The following is a 20085-nucleotide window of genomic DNA, read 5'->3' on the forward strand; positions in this document are numbered from 1 at the left end:
AAAAGCTATGACAACTACCATATTACTAAAAACAAAAAAACCTTATGAATTTTAAGGTTTTTTTATTCTTGGTAACAAAATCTTTAATTGTTAATACTATAAAAAGAAAGCGCGGCATGTAAAAGAACGGCATCGGAAAACTTCCGTGGATCATAACCGGTAAGTTCTTTTATTTTCTTTAAGCGATATTGAACCGTATTCTTATGAACAAAAAGCTTTTCTGCTGTTTCATTGATAGATTGGTTCGATTGGAAAAAGACTTCCAAAGTTCTAACCGAAAACTCCATTTCCGGATAATCTTTTATTCTTAGGATTCTATCAATGAAATCATTACGGGATTCAAAAGAAATTTCTTCTATAAATGATTCTAATCCCAATTGATCATAAAATGTGATTCGCTTATTCTTCTGCGCGATGGCAACTGCTCTCATCGCTTCCTTATAGGATTTTGGAATTCCTCCCATTTCCGGATGATGCCTCCCGATACCAACAGAAACATCTAATTGATGTTTTTCCTTTAATAAAGTAACAACATTTTTTAAACGTGATTCAATCATTGTCTTTTGAAGTTTACTATCTATATTTGTATCAATCGTCAGTACAATGATAAATTTTGAACTTTCTGATGAAAAGACAATATCCTGCTTCTCATACTTAAATTGATTTTCAATTGTTTTTTGGATTGTTCTCCTAAGCTTTTGAATTTCCAGCTCACCCTCGACATTTGCTTGAGAGCTTTTTAGTTTATGATAAACATAATCATTAAAATCATTTAGTTTGATTATGACCGCAACTCTCGGTAAATGAACATTAATTCCTAATATCCAGCCTCTTGCAGCAAATAATTTATCGTTCTCCCAATTCGCGGAAATCCATTCATCAGTAAAAGACTCCTTCGCTCGAATTTCAAGATCGGTTTGCTTTTCCAGGTAGGCTTCCTTCAATAATATCTCGGCCATCTTTTTAATTACTTTGCCAAACGGATCTACAACTTTCTCTGGGCCCGTTATTCCAATGACTCCTACAATCTTACGATTCACAAAAACAGGAAGATTAATTCCTGGCTTAGCTCCCTTCAACAAATTTGACTCCGTAATTACCACTTTATGACCAGTTTGAATTGCCTCAAGCGCGCCTTCATGAATATCTCCGATTCTCGTTCTATCAATACTGGCAATAATTTTACCATCTTTGTTCATAAAGTTAATATTGCGATTAATGATTTTCTCCATTTCCTCGACGATTGATTGTGCTATCTCTGGTGTAATATCCATTCGAATCACCTGCAGCTTTAGTCTTCTCTAAATATAAATTGTACCATAAGAAGAAATTTCCCCCAAAAAAGTTAACTTATTTCATTTATGGAGATTTTAGTTTCTAGCATACGAATTGTTGCTGATAAAGAATGCTTCTGCCATTCCAGCTGGCGACATGGTAAATGGCTAAAATTTACACCAGAACAAAAACAACAGGGCGATACAATCTTCCTGTCGTAATCTATGAAGTGCTCTATGGTGACACCATCCCAAACCGGAAACAATCAAAGGTGCAAATTGGAACATTGCCAGTGCCTTTCTGGCCTGGTCACATTTCTCTTCTTACAACATTGGAAAACGATTCCGGTATATCTTTTTATTGCGACATTGCCATACAGCCAATTCAGTTATGTAGAAGGCTTTCTGGATATGAAATCGGCCAACTGGCTAATGGCCTGAGTATTGCGGAGAGAATGAGCCAGGTATGCATAGTTTTGAGCCAGCGATTGCGGACAAATGAGCCAGTAACTGCAGGGGGAGAGCCATTTTAATAGCCATCAGAGGCATGAAATTCTCTGATGGCTATCCTCTCTTACTTGAAATCTTTGCCCTCTAAATGATGTTCTATAATGTCTAGTGCTATTTTCACCAACTCATCTTTATCTATTTCACCTTCCTCTTCAACCATCAGGCATAACGGAAGAAGAGTGCTTTCGAGTTCGATGAGGACTTTTTCTGGTAAGTATCTGTGGAAGAAATAGGTGGCTATTCGATGTTCTACGTCTATTGGAGTCATCTTGATGCCACCAGACTATGACGTTCTCTCATGGAGACTTCTCCATCCATTAGTATTTTATAGGAATCATGGACTATACGGTCAAGAATCGCATCTTTCTCCCCACCGTTCCTCGATTGCCGGGCCAGCAGCCAAGCCCTCCAGGCAATCGCCATGATAAGGACATTTCCCTTTGTAACTGTCATTCGGATGACGCCTAACCAAGATATGACCCATTTCAGGATGGGACAAACCTTGAAGCAGTTTGCCTTGAACCACAGCGCCTGCGCCAATTCCAGTTCCCACCGTCATGTACAAACAACTGTCTAATCCTTTAGCAGCGCCGTGAACCGTCTCCCCAAGGGCGGCTACATTCACATCAGTATTGAAACCAATCGGTACGGAAAAGGCATCCTTCATTGCCCCAACAATATCAAAGTTTCTCCAGGGCAATTTAGGAGTAGAGGTAATCCTTCCATATGTCGGGCTTTCCCGATTGATATGAACGGGACCAAATGAGCCAATACCAATTGCGTTCAATTTATATTTTTTGAAAAATGACATTACCTCCGCCATCGTTTCCTCTGGAAAAGTTGTTCAAATCTTGATTCGGTCAACTATACGGGCGTTTTCGTCTCCTACCGCACAAACGAATTTTGTTCCTCCAGCTTCAATTGCACCAAACATGTTAAGTCCCCCCAGATCAATTATTTTTAAAAGCATGATGGTTCATGCTCTTTCAGAGAATGATATGAAATTGACATGTCACGACTTCAATCCTGAGAGTAGAACTCTCCTTCAGTAATGCCAATTCCCATATGATTACCTTTTTAATTCCTTTCCCTTGGTGATTCCAAAGCCTATGAGAACTTTTTTTGGGATTTAGCGCATGAATAAAACGGCACTCCTTTAGCTAAATGAACTGTACCCCGAATAATGGACACTTTGAAAAAAAGCGTCCGTTATTCGGGGCTTTTTGTGTTCTTAGAACCAGAACCCGTTTATAATCACATGAGAGATATGAGCGGAGGAAATAAGGTTGAGTAAGATAATATTTAATGAAATACAAATGAAACAATTAGAAGCTAACCCTAACGTGGAACATGTATCCGAACGTTCCATTGCTTATACATCTGATTTTAAAGTTAAATCAGTTAAAGAATATTTGACTGGGAAGAGTCCTTCCCAGATATTTATTGAACACGGTTTTGACCTACAAGTAATTGGCTCCCAAAAACCTAAGCAATGTCTTAGAAGGTGGAGGAACACCTTTAATGAATTTGGCGAGGATGGGCTCCTTACGGAACGTAGAGGGAAAGGGAGCTCCGGCAGACCGTCATCAAAGGAACTCACTGTGGAAGAAAGCCTAAAGAAGGCAGAAGCACGTATTAAGTATTTGGAGGCTGAGCTGGAATTTTTAAAAAAGTTAGAAGAACTCGAAAGGCAGGCATCAAAGAAGAGGAAGTAACAAAAACAGATAAGTTCATGTTAATTGAACAAGTCCTACGCAAGTATGGAATTACAGGTATGGTCACATATCTTTGTAAAATGGTTAGGGTAAGTCGAAGTAGTTTTTATACATGGCTTAAAGCTGAAGAAAGCAGGTTAGCCAGGAGAGAAAATGATCTTAAGGACTACGAACTTATCAAGGAAGTCTTCGATAAGAAGAAAGGAAAAGCAGGTGCTTTAGTTATAAAGATGATTCTGGAAAACGACAACCCAGTCATTATGAATCCAAAGAAAATCCGTCGAATCATGAAGACTTTTAACTTGGTTGCCAAAGTTAGACAGGTAAACCCGTACCGTAAAATGGCCAAGGCCAATCAGGAGCATAAGACCCTTCCAAATATTCTAAACAGGAAGTTCGATCAAGAAGAGCCGGGAAGATTTATCTTACAGATATTACTTATCTTTATTATGGCCAAGGGAAACCTGCCTATTTGTCTTGTGTCAAAGATGGTTCAACTAGAGAAATAATAGTGTATCATCTGTCCACCAATCTAAAAATGGACATTGTTTATAGTACTCTTAAAAAGTTGGAACAATCCTTTGGTGGAATGGTACACCCTGAAGCAATGATCCACTCGGACCAGGGCTTCCATTACACTCATCCCGAATTCCAAAAGAAAGTGAAGGAAATGAAGTTAATCCAATCCATGTCCCGGAAGGGAAACTGCTGGGACAATGCTCCAATGGAATACTTCTTTGGCCATATGAAGGATGAGGTGGAATATTCTGATTGCCAAACATTTAAGGAATTAGAGACTATAATCGGAAACTATATCGAGGAATACAACAATGATCGTTATCAATGGACATTAAACAAAATGACTCCGGCACAATACCGAAGTCATCTAATAGCTGCTTAGTTAAGGACCTTTTTTATTACTGTCCACTTTTTGGGGCATAGTTCAAAAGTTAAAGGGGTGCCGTTTTTTATTCAGTATTTTTTCTGAAGGAATAGAACTTCACTTGAGTTAACTAGTCCTTATCTGTTGTTGCGATTTTACAGTTTTAGTTTACAAATGGAGCATCACCATTTTTTGCAGCAACCATAATGCTCATGATGACAAGTGTGCTGAGTGAACCTATTAATAGTCCGGCTAGTAAAAACAACATAATATTACCTCCTGCTTTCTTTTACATAGTCCGCAGGATGTTGTTGCTCGTATTCGGTAACTGGCTGGCATAGTTAAAAACTTTAGCCCCTACTAGTTTTGCGTCGCCACCTTTCAATGACTTTGCCTTTTCGTACGAACTATGTATATTAAAATGGTATATAATTTTGTTACTAATAGCAATGGGAGATTAGTAATAATAGGAATTTTGCCTCAAAAAGTACATTAGTCCTAGTATATCGGATCTTCACTACAGAACCTCTCCGCCATTTTCTATTTTGAATCTCAAATGGAATTTCCCCGGAGTTCGTCTCCTAAGTGTGAGAGGCAATGAATTCAGCTTTCCCCTGGAGTTGATACCTTTTAATTCCGTAAGGCAAAATAAAGTTGCTGCCCTTTTTTAGTTCAAACTTTTGGCCATCAAGAGTAAGAACAGCTTCACCATCAAGGACACTAACCTGCATGAAATCAACCTCCATCTCTCGTAAGGACTTTCCATCCAAATTCCAGTGATAAACGGTAAAGTACTGCTCTTTCACAAGCTGTTTTTCGATAAGGCCCTCAAAAATCTCTTCTCTTTGCTCCATAGATGCCACTTGATGCGGAACTGAGGTTACTTGAAGAGAACGTTCAAGGTGCAATTCACGCTTGTTTCCTGTTGCATCGGTCCGGTTATAGTCATAAACGCGGTAGGTAATGTCCGAACTCTGCTGGGTTTCAAGGATAACAATACCTGCCCCAATTGCATGAATGGTGCCGCTTGGAACATAAAAGAAATCACCAGCCTTAACTTTTATACGTCTCAGCAATTTGTCCCATTCACCATGCTCGATCTTTTCTTCTAGTTCCTGCTGTGTTGTTGCATGATGTCCAAAGACAAGCTCCGCCCCTTCCTCAGCACTAATAATGTACCAGCATTCGGTTTTTCCGTAAGGCACCCCTTCTACTTCTCTGGCAAACCTGTCATCAGGATGGACCTGGACTGATAAATCATCAGCTGCATCAAGAATTTTGACCAACGGATACTCTTCTTCATTTCCTGCTTGTTTATTAAATAATTCACCATGCTCTTTCCAAGCATCTGCTAATGTTTTTCCCGCTAAGGGACCGTTTTGAATAACACTGCCCCATTTGGAAGGGCTGAAATTACCCAAGCTTCACCTGTTTTTTCAACCAGGAATCTGATAGTTAAAATCAGTTTTTAATTTGCTCTCACCCCAAATTCTTTCCTGAAAAACTGGCTTCAAAAAAATCGGTTCACTCGTAAACATTTGTCCTCCTACTTTCTCTAGCTGTAAAATTTCGTTTTATGTATAGAATTTAAGTTTCCTATGTCTTTTTCAATTAGATTCAGTATATCCTCAACGTCATCCGATTAGAGACTAGTGGGACATATTGTACTAATATTCTTTTCAACACGTTATTAACCATAACCACAATTCTGTCGTGGCTCACCTTCAACAATAAACTTATACACTAATATACTTATTATTGTATATGGGGATTAAAAGTTAATAGGAACTAGGTAAGAGGAATTTGAGCAGCTGATTGAAAAACTATACTATGACATAAGCACCTTGCTGTGACCTTCAAAAGGAGAGCTGATCGGGATGAAGCGGCTGATTCGCTTTTCGGCAAAGATTCCTGGCGTCTGCAATGCCAAAATCGGGACAATCCTGAAAGCGATTCATGCAGAATATGAGGAGAACGGAATATCCCGTTCCACATTCAAACGGATAGTTCAAAAGGCAATTGGATTGGGCATCCTTACCGTTCATGAAACCGAGCGCAAAAATGGCTCGCAGTCGAGCAACTTGTATGTGTTCAACCGTTTTCCCTCGAATGAACCACCCAAACCGGAAAAATTGAACCCCCCAGAAACTAGCAGTCCTTTAAAACAAAAAAATCAAAATCTTAGTAAACATCCCGAACCCGTTGAGCTTGATTCCACATTTACAAACGATCGGGTTCTACCAGCTTTCATCCACCTTGTCCAATCCTTCTTCCCATCCGCGAAGACCATCGAGGGGTATTGGAGAATGGCAAGAATCGCTGCCTACCGTAACAACAAAGAAAACGAACCCGACACAATCATTGAAACAGCCATCCATGCCTTTAAGCAGCTTATCGGTAAACTGAGGTCAAACAGATTCATCAGCAACCCATTCGCCTACTTTTACGGAATTCTCGAGAACAAATTCATGGAGCTGTACTTTGTGGAACTGGAAGAATTGGAGATGGAATCGTATTACTGAACATTAAGGTATTGCAGTTGAATCGAGCCACTTATGTGGAGTTTTGGGCCATCGGTTGCGGAAAAACGAGCCACCATTTGCTCAGTTGGAAGCCAATAATGGAACAATCGCTTAAAAAAAGAGAATCAGAACCAAAGCGTAGCTGCTTGCCATTGACTGAAACGTCTACTTCTTATAAGTCGATGGCGGGGAAGTTGTCCTTGTTAGTATAGTTGTAGGTAAGCCTCTTTTGTTTGAGCTAACCTGCATTCATACCACTACATGGACAAGAGTAAAGTTAAGGGTGGCTAAAAGATTCTAAATACAGAACTACTGTGCATTCTAATCAAGGCTTTTTTAAGTATTCTACCTCCAAAATAGAATTGAAGAATATATCAATTATTATAATAACAAGCGTATAAAGCAAAAATTGGCAGGTATGAGCCCGGTTCAATACCGGATCCATACCAACCAATTAGCTACTTAATATAAAACTCTAACTTTTTGGGGTCACATCACAATGCCTTTTTCATTTCAAATAACCAATCCAATATTCGGTGAAATAATTACTGTGAATAAAGAAAAGCCAGAAGTGAAGTCACCAAAATTAAAAGGATTTGAATGTATGCCGCATAAGTTTTTTAGTAATCTACTCTCTCTCTTCTAAAACATCAGCTATCCTTTTACTAGCAAAGCCATCACCATAAGGATTACTTGCCTGGCTCATTTTTTCATATTCTTCTTCATCCTCAAGAAGTAGTTTAAAGGTCTTATAAATATTCTCTTCATCTGTTCCAACCAATTTTAGTGTTCCAGCAGCAATTCCTTCAGGGCGCTCCGTTGTATCACGCATAACTAATACCGGTTTACCTAAGCTGGGTGCTTCCTCCTGAATACCTCCACTATCAGTCAGAATTAAATAGGATCTTGATAAAAGATTATGAAAATCTAAGACTTCTAAAGGCTCAATGATTCTAATTCTATCACAATCGCCAAAAATCTCATTAGCGGCTTCTCTTACAACTGGGTTCATATGAATCGGATAAATAGCTTTAATATCTGGGTGTTCATCCACGATCCGTTTAATAGCCCTAAACATGTTTCTCATTGGTTCACCGAGATTTTCTCTTCTATGAGCAGTAATCATTATAAGTCTACTATACGCTGCCCATTCAAGCTGTTCATGAAAATAATCTTTCCGTACTGTTGTTTTAAGTGCATCAATAGCAGTATTACCTGTTACATAAATAGTAGAAGGATCTTTTCCTTCTTTTAAGAGATTTTCTTTCGACATCTCAGTTGGAGCAAAGTTATATTTTGCTACAATTCCAACCGCCTGACGATTAAATTCTTCTGGATATGGGGAGTAAATGTTGTACGTCCTTAACCCCGCCTCAACATGACCAACTGGAATCTGAAGGTAGAAACAAGCTAGAGCTGTTACGAATGTCGTAGAAGTATCACCATGAACCAATACTACATCAGGCTTTACTTCTTCAAGGACTACTTTCATTTTTTCCAGAATATTAACTGTTACATCGAATAATGTTTGCTTTGCCTTCATAATAAATAGATCATAATCAGGCACAACATTAAAGGCATGCAAAACTTGATCAAGCATTTCTCTATGCTGACCCGTAACACAAACCACTGTTTCTAAATTTTCTCTTCTTTTTAATTCATTAACTAAAGGACACATTTTGATTGCCTCGGGTCTTGTGCCAAAGACAACCATTACCCTCTTCTTCATTGTCCACACCTACTCTTGCAAATTTTTTGCACATTCCGCATTTATTACTCTGAACCTCTAATCCCTTTATTTGAAAAAACAAAAAGCCAATTTCTCCTTATCCTGGCCGGTTAAGTCCAATATTACTAGCAGACATAACAAATAAATACTCATAGAATTTTTAAGGAGAAGTACTTCTCGTAGCATATTAGTAAGGCGAGATTTTGACTATCCGCCGACTTTCCCTTAAACGATCGGTATGTTCAGGCATCTCCGTACACGTCTTCATTTCCTTTAGTTATTTCCCAAGAGTGTTCGGTTATGTAATTATAACAGATTTTAAAAAAAGTTTACTATCCATTAGTTTGAGCACAAGTTTGTCACACCAATTTAGCTTCCAAATATTTAAGGAACACCAATTACTGAATATTCTTTAAAAGTCAATTTAAAGAAACAAAAAACTGTAACTAGTATCAGTTCCAAGTTATGTGCTTGGTTCTAATTGAAAGGATGAAAGGGTGGCCAAATGCATGACAATCATATCGGTCAAAGTTGAAAGTATTAAGGGATATATGTAGTTTACAAATTTTAGGGAGTTTAACAGTCGAAATTATACAGTGGCTTGATATGCACAAACGGGAATTTTCATAAGGGAAGCTGATGGGGATGAAGCGGTGAGTCATTTCTAGGGAAAAATCCCTCGCATTTGCAATAACAAAATCGGGACAATCCTAAACAAGAAAGTTTAACTTAAAGGGTCCAGTATTGTGAAACAACTAAAACAAGATAATAGGGAAGCGCCAGTGCACCTCCCTTAAAAAATACTTTAGATGGAGAAATTTCCATGAGGGAACACATCATGGATTAACAAGAGAGGTCTAACATAGCCTGTACGGCGGCAAAGCCCCTTGAACTGATCCTCTCGTCATACTAATTCCAATATTTTCTGTTAAAGAATTATAAAAATCATACCATACAATTGTCATATCGTAAGATATAATTACTAATTAGACGGAAGGTTTTAAGTGTTAAATATGCTGCCAATTTGTAATGAATTTCTTGCCATTCCTTAATATGGCAGAAGTGGTACATTCGAGTGGTAGTAAACAACTGTTTCTTTATTATTCTGAAGTATAATAATCACGTTCATCGCCTTTTTTTGCGGCAATCATTAAACTCATTGTGAAGAGTGTAGCTACAGATCCAAGTATAACTCCTATTACCAGCATTAGCATTTTGCCCCCGCCCCTAAGTTTCAGTTTGTTATTAAATATACCCGTTTCTTATTAATAGTATTCATACACAATATAAAATATTCGGGGGTAATAAGTACTTCCATTAAACACACCACTAAGTGAAGGCTACTAAGTAGGAAGCTATTGATTATAGCCGATTTAATGTCTAAAAAAATGGATAGACAGGAAAGTGAAGTCCCTTTAGTTAAGTTTTATTTGAACAAGTTCTATCTTCCTTTAAACAAGGATTTTGATTAATGAAGAAATGACAATATAATATTTTCTTAATAGAGTTAAAGTAATCACCTTCTTGGAGGCAGTTTTAGAATAAAAAGACAGCACAATTTTTTCATAAATAGTATAAGCTTAATTAGAGAAATCTTTACTTGTCCGTTACATTTACAACCTATAAATAAAATATCAAAGAATTTTTTTCCCTACTTGGAATAGTAACAACAAAACCAAATAGATGCTGGAATGTAAATAGGTTTACAAGTCAATGTAAGAAATTGAACTTAAAAAATGGAAATAATGTTAATATTGACTGACGAAGAGTAGAAAAAAATACAACCTAGCTTTATAATTAAGATGTCTGATAGTATCCTTAAAGAAGAGGTATTTTAAATTGATTAATAGTAAAAAGGATTACAAATATTACCTTCAAGCTGATAAAATAGCTAATCGTTACACCGACAAAAGATTCCCAGTTATTTGGTTTGATGAGATTTGGATATTTTTAAAACTTCTTAGGAAGACTGAGTACCTCAAAAATTGCAAAAAGGGGTTCATTGGAAAATTAAGATATAGTTTTTATAGAATTTTGTTAGAAAGAAAGAGTATTCAAATTGGTTTTTCTATACCCCTAAATGTATTTGGACCTGGTTTGTCTATATCTCACAGGGGAACTATTGTTGTGAATTCAAATGCAAAAATAGGTAGAAATTGTAGAGTTTCTACGGGAGTAACAATTGGTGATAGAACTGTTATTGGTGATAATGTTTTTATAGCCCCCGGTGTTATCTGTTTTGGAGGAGTTTCAATTGCCGACAATATCGCTATAGGAGCAAACAGTGTAGTTAATAAATCTTTTTTAACACCTAATGTTACAATTGCTGGCTCACCCGCTAATATTGTGAATAGTAACAGAGGGGCAACCGACCAAGTTGTTGTGTACGCAACAGAAATTTTGGATAGTCAGTTAAAAAGTAATTTCTAATCCAGGTAAAGCTTAAACAAAAGCTGCCAACACACTCCCGTATTGCCTTTTAGTACGGGATCCTTGGCGATTTAATTATTAAAACAATTCGAAGTGTAAGGTTACGCAACAACTTTACATTTCTATTTTTAAAAATAAAAAGACCTTGCCCGTCTTCCCACTCTCTCCACTGTAATCGCTTTATAGCAATTGAGAAGTGGTAGTAGCAAAAGGAATGCAGCAAGGTCTGAAGATAATTGATCAAATTATTACGGAATCAAAATCCATTTCTATAAATAAGATTTCCAAAACTCTAAAAAAGAATCGCCAAAAAATACAGCCTTCATTGTACTTATTTTGTTCAGTGGTGCGTGAGTTACTCTATAACTATCCCATGAGAATCTGTTTTTTGGATATATCATGCTATATTTCTCCTGAAAAAGGGAAAGGATAAATGTCCTTCCCCCAATCTTACTTTGTTACCAACTATTAAATAATACAGGTTTAAAATTATTTATGGTTTCCCTACCAATTGAGTCATAAGTAACATTGGCATTTTTAGCACTGGTTAAATCATAGCAGTTTCGACCATCCAGAATAATTGGCTTTTTCATTAACTCCCTGTATTTATTTAAATCAAACTCTTTTATTTCATCCCATTCTGTAAAAATAAAACAAATATCAGCATCCTTAATTGTTTGTTCGATTGATTCATAATAATCAATTTCATTTAAATAAAGTTTCTTGAAATTCTTTATCCCAACCGGGTCCCAGGCCTTTACCCTGGCTCCATCCTCCAGCAATATCGGAATATTTACCAAAGAGGGAGCTTCCCTTAAATCGTCAGTACCAGGTTTAAAGGTTAAACCAAGAACAGCAACATTCAATCCTTGGAGACTATCATAATATTTCCTGGATTTTTTGATTAGTTTAAGTTTCTGGTTTTCATTTACATCAATTGCAGCCTTGACTGTCTTTAACTCATGGTCATGAAAATTAGCCAGCCAGTGCAAGGCCTTTGTATCTTTGGGGAAACAAGAGCCTCCATAACCAATTCCAGCATTTAAGAAACGATTTCCAATTCTGCTGTCAAATCCCATACCAAGAGCCACATCCTCTATATCTGCTCCTACAATTTCACAAAGATTAGCAATTTCATTAATAAAAGAGATTTTTAAGGCCAAAAAATCATTTGAAGCATATTTAATCATCTCAGCACTTTTCTTGTTAGTTACAACTATAGGCACATTAAATTCCTTATAAACTTCTTTCAAAGTTTCGGCTCCAAATTCATCTTCTGCTCCGATTACAATCCTAGAGGCATGTAAAGTGTCTCTAATGGCTGTACCTTGAGCCAAGAATTCAGGGTTAGAGGCAACGGAAATACGTACAGGATTTTTTAATTTTCGTTTAATGAGATTTTCTACTCTGTCATTTGTCCCAATTGGAACAGTAGACTTAACTACAATAACACAATCCCTTTCAATGCATTCGGCAATTTGTTCAGCCACCCTAAAAACATAATTTAAATTTGCAGAACCATCTTGTTTTTCCGGAGTCCCTACTCCAATAAAAATTACCTCTGCATTCCTATATGCATTTTTATAATCCGTCGTAAACGAAAGACGCTCAATATTTTTGGTCATTAAGTCTTCTAGTCCAGGTTCATATATAGGGGATTGACCTGAGTTCATTAATGATACTTTGTTTTCATCTATATCTACACAAGTTACAAAATGTCCATAATTTGCAAGACAAACACCAGTTACTAGGCCTACATATCCTGTCCCTGCTACTGCTATTTTCATATATTTTTTCTCCCTCGTTTCACTTAATTTTTTTAATAAAATTCCAATCACTCTTTTCATTACCATTTCTTATTAAACAAAAAACTACCGATTACAACATTTCTCCTTTTCTATCTTATTTTTCTTTTTATTTTCCAGAAAAACCTCTAAGAAATCTCTATCATCTTAATCAACTTTCTTCCTTGAACTAACATAGTGTAAGAATAACTAAATGTTTTATTAATCATAAAAAAGGGGATTATACAAGTAATTATTCCATATTCCAAAAATCCCTAGGAAAGGAGAAAAATGAAAATGTTTTCAGATGCTATTAACAATGAGAAACTTGAGATTTATGTTGATGGATTTGAAGATAGTACTTTGAGAGCTTACTGGACACAACACACTGCAGGGCTCCCTTATTCACTAACATTGGATCCAACTGTTAAAAAATCAGGTAAGCAATCTTTACGTTTTGAATTAAATAAAAGCGATCCTCCATCAAATGTAGGTAGTCATAGAAGTGAAATTCACTTTCTTGATGAGGAACCTTTAGAAGAACACTGGTATGGATTTAGCATTTATCTACCCGATGATGGGGAAGAAAATTTTAGTTATGACACAGAACCAGAGATACTTGTTCAATGGCATGCGAATCCTGATATTGGAGAGGCAGAAGTGTCACCTCCCTTATCATTACAAACACATAAAGGTCGTTACGTTATTGTACAAAGATGGGAAGACGATCCCATAACTGAGCAAAATAAATTACCCATTTTTACAAAGGATTTAGGCGATTACGCACCTGATAAGGGCAAATGGGTAAATTGGGTTTTCCATGTTAAATGGGGATGGTTACCGGAACAAAATCCAATTACAGAAGTTTATAAAAACGGTAAGTTAGTATATAAAAGAAACGGCCATCCTAATACTTACAACGATAAGAAAGGCGTTTACCAAAAGCTAGGTATTTATAAATGGCCATGGGATGACCCAAATAATGGTTCTATATCAAGTAAAAGGGTTGTATATTTTGATAACTTTTGGAGGAAATAAGAAACGGAAATAGTCAAATCGGTGACATATGTAGCTTTTTTCCTTCAAAATTTTAATGAATTAATTATTGGAAACTAGTTAAATAAACTTAAACTAGTTTCCTTTTTATAAATAAAAAATTAAGTAAATTATATACAGACAGTAGTTTTATATAATAAATTGTAAGAGTAAAGTTAATTATGCTCTTTTTGCATTCCTAGTTTATTTTTTTTAAATTGGAATCTGTATAGTAAGACTTTAAGTTGCTGAAAAATTTCTTTATCACATATTATTATTATTATTAAATAGATCATCTCTAGTAGAATAAAACTAATAATAGGATATAGATTATAAAGTACTAGAAAATAAATACTTATTGCCACTAATGCTCCTATTAAATTTATAAATACCCCTTTAGCAAGAAAAGAAAAACCTCTAGGAACAAAGATACAAAGCCCAATTAATATTATAATTTCCGTAAGAATTGGTGCAAACGCTCCTCCAATCATCCCAAAGCTAGACCCTAAGATTGAATAACTTAAAATAGCTACTAATAAGCCAGTACTCATTATAATTGTACGTTTCTTTTGATTTCCCGTTGTAGTTAAGAAGTCGGCCATCGGATAATTTAGAGAATGAAAAATAACTAAAACCGATAAAATTGATAAAGCAACTGCAGATGGAATCCACTCCTTACCTAATATAGTAATTATCCAAAAATACGGATTAACTATAAATGGTAATGCTGCTCCAAATCCTAAAAAAGACATTAATTTTAACTCAATAAGTGATAGTTTTCGATGAGTCTCTCTATCTCCTTTGTTACCATACGAAAATAATCTTGGGTAAAAGGCAACAGCTATAACAGCTGGTATTTGATATAGGACAGATGGGATTTTAAAAGCTGTAGAAAAATAGCCTACTTCTTCCAAACTGGTGACCTTTTGTAATATGAGAGGACCAAGTTGCGGAATTATCATTAAAATTACTCCATTAATAGTAAAAGTGAGTAATTCGGCTAAAATTCTTTTATCCCAGCCTTTATGAATTTTGATATGCCTCGTAACTAAAAATATGGCGACAATTCCAACAAAAATACTTGAAAGCCCAAACAAAATTGCAATCTTTAATAGTGAAAAATTAAACAACATTCCCAATATTAATGCAGTAACGTTACCCAAGCCTTGCATAATTTGGATAATAGCATTAAACCCCATTTTCTCAATAACCTGAAAATATATGGTGCCAACCCCCTGGAATATAGCTCCATATATTGTTGGGATCACCATCCAATAGACGATATTTATTAGTTCGCTATCATGATATAGAATCTGTCCAAAGAAAAGAGTAAAAATAGTTACAATGAGTGCTAAAATTAATCTAACCCTTAGGTAACTACTTATTAAAACTCCTAAATTTCCTTCTTTTTTTGTTCCTTCACGAAGAAAAGTTTGACTTAACCCAGCATCCGTGAAATAAACAACAACAGAGGTAAAGGCTATTGCAACAGAGAAAATTCCATATTCCTTTGCCCCTGTAAATCTAGCAAAAAGAATCATTGAAATAGCAACCACAAAGCGAACTATCATATTTCCAAAAAACAGATATGACGCATTTTTTATAATATCTTTTAAATTCACTCTCTTCACCTTTATGCCCTAAAATATTAGAAATGGCTAATAGGATTTCATACTCATTGATACTTTAAATTGGTAAATACTTTTTGGGGAGAATTCAGCTATTCAAATGGTTGAGACCCAATATTCGCAATAATTTCCTCTTAACTTTCAGAACAGTATTCATGATTGTTTCGCCTAGAATTGAAAATAAAAATAACCTAATGGTCTTCTTTGTTTTTTGCTTATTATTTATCCAAGATCCATTAAAATGGTGAATACAATACGAATTTTCTGTAAGGTGTATATTCCCAGAAACATAATCTTTTGGACAGAAATAATCTTTAGGGTATATATGAAAACCATTTGTTAATAATTGAAAATTACCGTTAGGAATAAATCCACGTTCCAAACAAATATTTGTAATGATTTGAACATTTGTTGTTAAATCTAATTTTCCATTGGGTAAATAAAAACTGCGATTCTCATAGTATTGAATTAATTCTTCTAATACAGGATTATATTTTACAGCTCCCATTATCCCTGTAGGGATACTCCCATTACTTTCAAAACCACTAAAGCAACCCTTATCTAAAAAAACATCCAACTCTCTTACAATTTCTACATCTGTATCAAGGTAAATACCCCCATGATGATACAAAGCAAACAATCTAACATAATCGGACACAAAAGCCCACTTCTTCTCTTTATAAGCTTCTTGGACATATCGATTACTATTTATATCAAAATTCTCTTCATTCCATTCTATAATTTCATAATCAGGTAAATATTTCTTCCACGATTCCATACAACTTTTAATAAGTTCCGACTTTTCGTTTCCACCAAACCAACAATAATGTACAACTTTTGGTATATTTTCCATCCGTAATCACCATTCCCTATTATTGCTAAAAATACTAATCCCCATATTTTTTATACTTCGCAATACAATAGACATACGTCAATAAATAAAATAAAAAGTAATTTACATTGGATTTTACTCCAAATGAGGCAAATCCTGAAAGTGCAATAATAAAGATTATCACTAGAAACTTAAACTCTACTTTACGAATGATCAATACTAATAGTAAAATGTAAAGCAAAATAAAGTATCCTACGTCAAAAAACAACATTATCCATGGAATTTCAAGAATAATTGGTGTATTATATTTGCCTAATATTTGAATATTTTCCGTTGCTCCTCCTAAACCATATAAATTAAATGAAGTCCAATTATTAATAAAATAATCAAATAATAATAATCGAGCATTGGCGGAATCATCAGCGCTACCTGCTCGATTTATGAAAGTAGACCCTAAAGGGGTATTAAGAGTTATTAAAACCGTAGTCACAAGAACTGTAATAGTAAAAAAGAAATTTTTAGCTGTTTTCCAACCACCAGTAAAAACCTTCTCATTATATAGCAAAACTATAAAGGAAATAATAAATATGCTTCTAGAGCCAGTTAAAAGTATATCAATTGTAAATAGTAATAATAGAATAAACTTGAGCTTTACCTTTCTAATACTAATTTGAACCAAAATCATTGAAAAAAGGAAGAAAATTGCATTATTTAACGGGTGACCTATTATGGTTTTTATTCTATATCCCTCAACAAATTGAGACGCAAACCAAGATCCCTGGTTTTTATAAAGGCCTTGGAATATATTATACTGAACAAGAAACTCAAATATCCCTAAAACCCCAATTAATGCAGACAAAGATATAAATACTAAAACAGCGCTATTAATTTTTTTATAATCAACTTTCTTACTACAGTAAAAGAACAAAAAGAATGAAATAGGACCAAGATAATTATGGACTGCTAAAGATATCCCACTTATTCCCCTGTTCAAATAAGTTATTCCAAAAAATGCAAAGAGCACTAATAATGAAATTATTATTGTTTTGTCAATTAATATTCTTTTTTTTACCAACCCTTCAACCAAGTATAAAAAAAAGACAATTATCCAGGTAAATATAAAAGGATGAACTTTTAAAGCATTTAATCCATTATTGTTATTTATGTCTAGGAGAAATAATGGTCCTAACAATTCCAATGCGAAAATAAGCACAAATATAAAAAAATAGAATATTAACTCCTTACCTATTAACTTTGTTGTTAAGAACAAAACAATCCCTAATACAAAATATAAAAAATATCCATAATAACTGGTAGCTAGGAGAATTGAAAATAAAAGAATACAAAATAAAGGAAGAACAATAGTAATAGTAGATTCTTTTAATGATGTATTCAACAATGTCCTTCCCTCCCTTTAATTTATTCATTTATCTACGCCTTCAGTGGCTTTTTAAACATTCTCTAGTAAATACCCTAAAGAAATATGTTATTTCTTTAGTAGTAGTGATCAATTATTATCTTTGCACAATAGGGTTCTAGTTACTTATAATGACGTCCCCTCTGTGTTGTTGGGTCTGACCGCCGTATCGATTGAACGTACCAACCCACACTTCGTTCCTTCTATCTAAATCGAAAAAAACCTTACCGAACGAGTGTTGCTATTTCTAAGGGCTCTTGCTAGTACTTCAAATAAGGCGTACTGTATATGGCATCTGTGAGGTTTCATCCCTTCAAACTTTTGACATAGAAAAAAATCAGCTCATCAGGCTGCTTTTGAAGCAGGTCACCAGAAAATGGCGTGAAATCATCACCGCCTCCTTTTTCTTTTATAGTTTTAGAAAAGACTACAATTTAAATTAAAGGATTTATACATGGATACTAGATTAATTATATTAAAAAAGAAAAGGTTTTCCTTTTCTTTTACTGGCCAAGACTTTCACGATATAAAATGTGTCGTATCAGATATTTTCTTTAATGTAACTATCAAATAAGTTTACAAAACCCAATAAAGTAATTACTTGATCTTTTTCCGAAGCTGTTCCACCTTCAAATAATAAACGACAGTCAGCTTTTAATTCTATATTAGTTATTAGATTAATATTATTATTATAAAAGTCATGATAGAATTTCTTTAATTCAGGGTTAGTTTTATACCAGTAATCAGTTGGATGCATATGATTTTTAGTGCTTAATTTTAGGCCTAGTTTATTTCTAATAAGTTTTATAGCAGCTCCTGGGATGCTTGTCCATGGAACAGGTATCCCTTTTACAGTAATTGTCCTTCGATTTATTTTCCCTTTTACTTTTTCATAAACAAAGTTTGCAGCATCAGGATAGTATTCATTAATCCATTTTATATAAATTTTATGACCACTACGAAATTCAAGTGGTAAGGAAAGACAAAATTCTAAAAAGTCAATGTCCAAAAAGGGAGATATGGTTTCGGTATACTGGTACATTGGTTTTAATCCTGTGTTGACTCCGGTAAAACCACGATTATAAAATTTAAAAATTTCCATATCTTCTATATGGAATGCATTTTTAATACTATAATCAACTTTATCAATTAACTTCGTAGAATAAGCACCGGCTCCTGGGGTAAATGCCGACTTTTTTCCGTTATCGTAAAATGTTCCAATTATTACATCACCTAATTGTCCAGTATGAATTAAACCATACTTATCAAGGTTTATATTACTAACCATGCTCAATGTATGAGCAATTGTACTCGACTGACTTCTAGCGCCTGAAATTTTAATGGAATCCTTAAAATACTTATATAAATAAGTTCCATTATCAAGAGCCTTAAATAGCCACTCAGTTCTTAATCTATTCGTTATTTGCTTAGGAATTGTCTGATCCAAATAGTCAGATTGAGAAAAAGTATAATTCAACATGTTCTTATAACCAAGGTCATATGCTACCCAAGTTGTCATGCGAGAATCCAGTCCTCCACTTAATGCAACTAAATGTTTATAACCATATTCTAAATCTTTATCAAATGCTAATTTAACAGCCTTTTTAAAAAGTAAATCTATTTTCCTTGTAGCCTCTTTTTCAGAAATACTTTTAGGATTATTGTTTAAGGTAAAGTAATTTTCTATTTTTTTGATTTCTTTCGAGTAGCTTAGATAATGACCTGGTGTTAATCTATACACGTCTTGAAATAATGTTTCGTTACAAAGAACATGGGAATGCGTAAGCAAGCTGTACGCAGCATTTTTGTTTATCTTGAACTTTTTGCCATTAACCCTATTTATTATTTTTATTAACGCTTCAAAATCCGTTGCAAAAAAAAGGGTTTTATCTTCGTCCATATAATAAAAAACATCTTTATCCCCAATATGATTAGTAAAAAGATATAAGGAATTGTTTACTATTGAAAGCCCTGCGAAGGTACCACGGAACTCCTTGTAAAAAGTTTCAGGATTTGTAAAAGACATTGTTTCCAATAAACTAACCATACTATCATCTTGAATATCATATTTTTTAAACAATTCATGTTTATTTAGAATAACCCCATCAAGAACAAAACATTTGTTACCTTTTGAACAGAAGACTTTATCTCTAGTAAACTTTTTAATAGAATTCCTTATAACTTTCCCATAGAAATATGGTCCTTTAATTCTAATTTCTTCTTGTAATAAAGACTCGTTCATATCTATTACATCAAACATGTTTATTTCTTCTTTAAGATTATGTTTTTGACATGATATATAACCCGTAAAGCCTGGCATGAAGGT

Annotated in this window: 13 protein-coding genes, 4 pseudogenes and 1 riboswitch; of the genes and pseudogenes, 6 read left to right on the forward strand and 11 right to left on the reverse strand. The window is 34.6% G+C overall.

Going from position 1 to position 20085, the window contains the following annotated elements; translation table 11 throughout:
• Window positions 1-83 precede the first annotated feature (83 nt).
• Window positions 84-1274, reverse strand: coding sequence for a CdaR family transcriptional regulator (locus tag A8F94_RS09740; protein ID WP_066199037.1), 1191 nt, complete (start codon window positions 1272-1274; stop codon window positions 84-86).
• Between the two features lie 164 nt (window positions 1275-1438).
• On the opposite strand from A8F94_RS09740, the gene A8F94_RS25710 reads away from it, so the two are divergent.
• On the forward strand, window positions 1439-1807 hold the full coding sequence (locus tag A8F94_RS25710) for a hypothetical protein (RefSeq protein ID WP_066199043.1): 369 nt from the start codon (window positions 1439-1441) through the stop codon (window positions 1805-1807).
• Between the two features lie 41 nt (window positions 1808-1848).
• Here the strand turns inward: A8F94_RS25710 and A8F94_RS09750 are convergent, their stop codons facing one another.
• The 3 genes and pseudogenes from A8F94_RS09750 to A8F94_RS09755 form a co-directional block, all read right to left on the reverse strand.
• A complete protein-coding gene (locus A8F94_RS09750; protein WP_066199048.1) occupies window positions 1849-2052 on the reverse strand; it encodes a hypothetical protein in 204 nt (67 codons plus the stop codon).
• A pseudogene (locus A8F94_RS26170) lies at window positions 2049-2147 on the reverse strand (AAA family ATPase); the annotation flags it as partial. The pseudogene A8F94_RS26170 and the gene A8F94_RS09750, both read right to left, overlap by 4 nt.
• Window positions 2146-2718, reverse strand: a pseudogene (locus A8F94_RS09755) (ROK family protein); the annotation flags it as partial. The pseudogenes A8F94_RS09755 and A8F94_RS26170, both read right to left, overlap by 2 nt.
• Before the next feature lie 352 nt (window positions 2719-3070).
• On the opposite strand from A8F94_RS09755, the pseudogene A8F94_RS24960 reads away from it, so the two are divergent.
• Window positions 3071-4400, forward strand: a pseudogene (locus A8F94_RS24960) (IS3 family transposase).
• 302 nt (window positions 4401-4702) lie between these two features.
• Window positions 4703-4787: riboswitch (cyclic di-GMP riboswitch) on the reverse strand.
• Between the two features lie 176 nt (window positions 4788-4963).
• Here A8F94_RS24960 and manA read toward each other — a convergent pair.
• Window positions 4964-5803, reverse strand: coding sequence for a mannose-6-phosphate isomerase, class I (gene manA, locus A8F94_RS09770; RefSeq protein ID WP_368072780.1), 840 nt, complete (start codon window positions 5801-5803; stop codon window positions 4964-4966).
• A gap of 456 nt (window positions 5804-6259) precedes the next feature.
• Here manA and A8F94_RS09775 point away from each other — a divergent pair, with 456 nt between their 5' ends.
• Together A8F94_RS09775 and A8F94_RS24965 are read left to right on the forward strand one after the other, a co-directional pair.
• Window positions 6260-6904 (forward strand): hypothetical protein, encoded by a 645-nt coding sequence (locus tag A8F94_RS09775; RefSeq protein WP_066199053.1) that lies wholly within the window; start codon window positions 6260-6262, stop codon window positions 6902-6904.
• Between the two features lie 361 nt (window positions 6905-7265).
• Window positions 7266-7370: pseudogene (locus A8F94_RS24965) on the forward strand (IS3 family transposase); the annotation flags it as partial.
• A gap of 162 nt (window positions 7371-7532) precedes the next feature.
• Here A8F94_RS24965 and wecB read toward each other — a convergent pair.
• A complete protein-coding gene (gene wecB, locus A8F94_RS09780; protein WP_066199058.1) occupies window positions 7533-8633 on the reverse strand; it encodes a non-hydrolyzing UDP-N-acetylglucosamine 2-epimerase in 1101 nt (366 codons plus the stop codon).
• A gap of 1839 nt (window positions 8634-10472) precedes the next feature.
• Between wecB and A8F94_RS09785 the strand changes: the two genes are divergently transcribed.
• Window positions 10473-11063 carry a serine O-acetyltransferase gene (locus tag A8F94_RS09785; protein WP_066199062.1) on the forward strand — a complete coding sequence of 197 codons (591 nt, stop codon included), beginning with the start codon at window positions 10473-10475 and terminating at the stop codon, window positions 11061-11063.
• A 458-nt stretch (window positions 11064-11521) separates the two neighbouring features.
• Here A8F94_RS09785 and A8F94_RS09790 read toward each other — a convergent pair whose 3' ends face one another.
• Window positions 11522-12850 (reverse strand): UDP-glucose dehydrogenase family protein, encoded by a 1329-nt coding sequence (locus A8F94_RS09790; protein ID WP_066200419.1) that lies wholly within the window; start codon window positions 12848-12850, stop codon window positions 11522-11524.
• Between the two features lie 294 nt (window positions 12851-13144).
• Here A8F94_RS09790 and A8F94_RS09795 point away from each other — a divergent pair, with 294 nt between their 5' ends.
• Window positions 13145-13885, forward strand: a complete 741-nt coding sequence (locus A8F94_RS09795) for a polysaccharide lyase (RefSeq protein ID WP_066199065.1) — start codon at window positions 13145-13147, stop codon at window positions 13883-13885.
• A gap of 173 nt (window positions 13886-14058) precedes the next feature.
• On the opposite strand, the gene A8F94_RS09800 is transcribed toward A8F94_RS09795, so the two are convergent.
• The 4 genes from A8F94_RS09800 to A8F94_RS09815 all read right to left on the reverse strand — a co-directional run bounded on the left by A8F94_RS09800 (window position 14059) and on the right by A8F94_RS09815 (window position 20019).
• Entirely contained in the window at window positions 14059-15504 is a 1446-nt protein-coding gene (locus tag A8F94_RS09800) for a flippase (protein ID WP_077247639.1), read from the reverse strand.
• A 94-nt stretch (window positions 15505-15598) separates the two neighbouring features.
• A complete protein-coding gene (locus A8F94_RS09805) occupies window positions 15599-16363 on the reverse strand; it encodes a glycosyltransferase family 32 protein (RefSeq protein WP_066199068.1) in 765 nt (254 codons plus the stop codon).
• Window positions 16364-16397: 34 nt separating this feature from the next.
• Window positions 16398-17741 (reverse strand): hypothetical protein, encoded by a 1344-nt coding sequence (locus A8F94_RS09810; RefSeq protein WP_066199069.1) that lies wholly within the window; start codon window positions 17739-17741, stop codon window positions 16398-16400.
• 559 nt (window positions 17742-18300) lie between these two features.
• Complete coding sequence (locus tag A8F94_RS09815) at window positions 18301-20019, reverse strand: hypothetical protein (protein ID WP_254660828.1); 1719 nt, start codon at window positions 20017-20019, stop codon at window positions 18301-18303.
• Window positions 20020-20085 lie beyond the last annotated feature (66 nt).

This window comes from Bacillus sp. FJAT-27225, assembly GCF_001685025.1.
Classification (GTDB): domain Bacteria; phylum Bacillota; class Bacilli; order Bacillales; family Cytobacillaceae; genus Bacillus_D.

Coding starts and splice junctions, on each gene's coding strand:
- A8F94_RS09790 (WP_066200419.1), bottom strand. CDS start 12,850: ATGAAAATAGCAGTAGCAGGGACAGGATATGTAGGCCTAGTAACTGGT.
- A8F94_RS09805 (WP_066199068.1), bottom strand. CDS start 16,363: ATGGAAAATATACCAAAAGTTGTACATTATTGTTGGTTTGGTGGAAAC.
- A8F94_RS09815 (WP_254660828.1), bottom strand. CDS start 20,019: ATGTTTGATGTAATAGATATGAACGAGTCTTTATTACAAGAAGAAATT.
- A8F94_RS09740 (WP_066199037.1), bottom strand. CDS start 1,274: ATGGATATTACACCAGAGATAGCACAATCAATCGTCGAGGAAATGGAG.
- A8F94_RS09775 (WP_066199053.1), top strand. CDS start 6,260: ATGAAGCGGCTGATTCGCTTTTCGGCAAAGATTCCTGGCGTCTGCAAT.
- A8F94_RS09795 (WP_066199065.1), top strand. CDS start 13,145: ATGTTTTCAGATGCTATTAACAATGAGAAACTTGAGATTTATGTTGAT.
- A8F94_RS09750 (WP_066199048.1), bottom strand. CDS start 2,052: ATGACTCCAATAGACGTAGAACATCGAATAGCCACCTATTTCTTCCAC.
- wecB (WP_066199058.1), bottom strand. CDS start 8,633: ATGAAGAAGAGGGTAATGGTTGTCTTTGGCACAAGACCCGAGGCAATC.
- A8F94_RS25710 (WP_066199043.1), top strand. CDS start 1,439: ATGGCTAAAATTTACACCAGAACAAAAACAACAGGGCGATACAATCTT.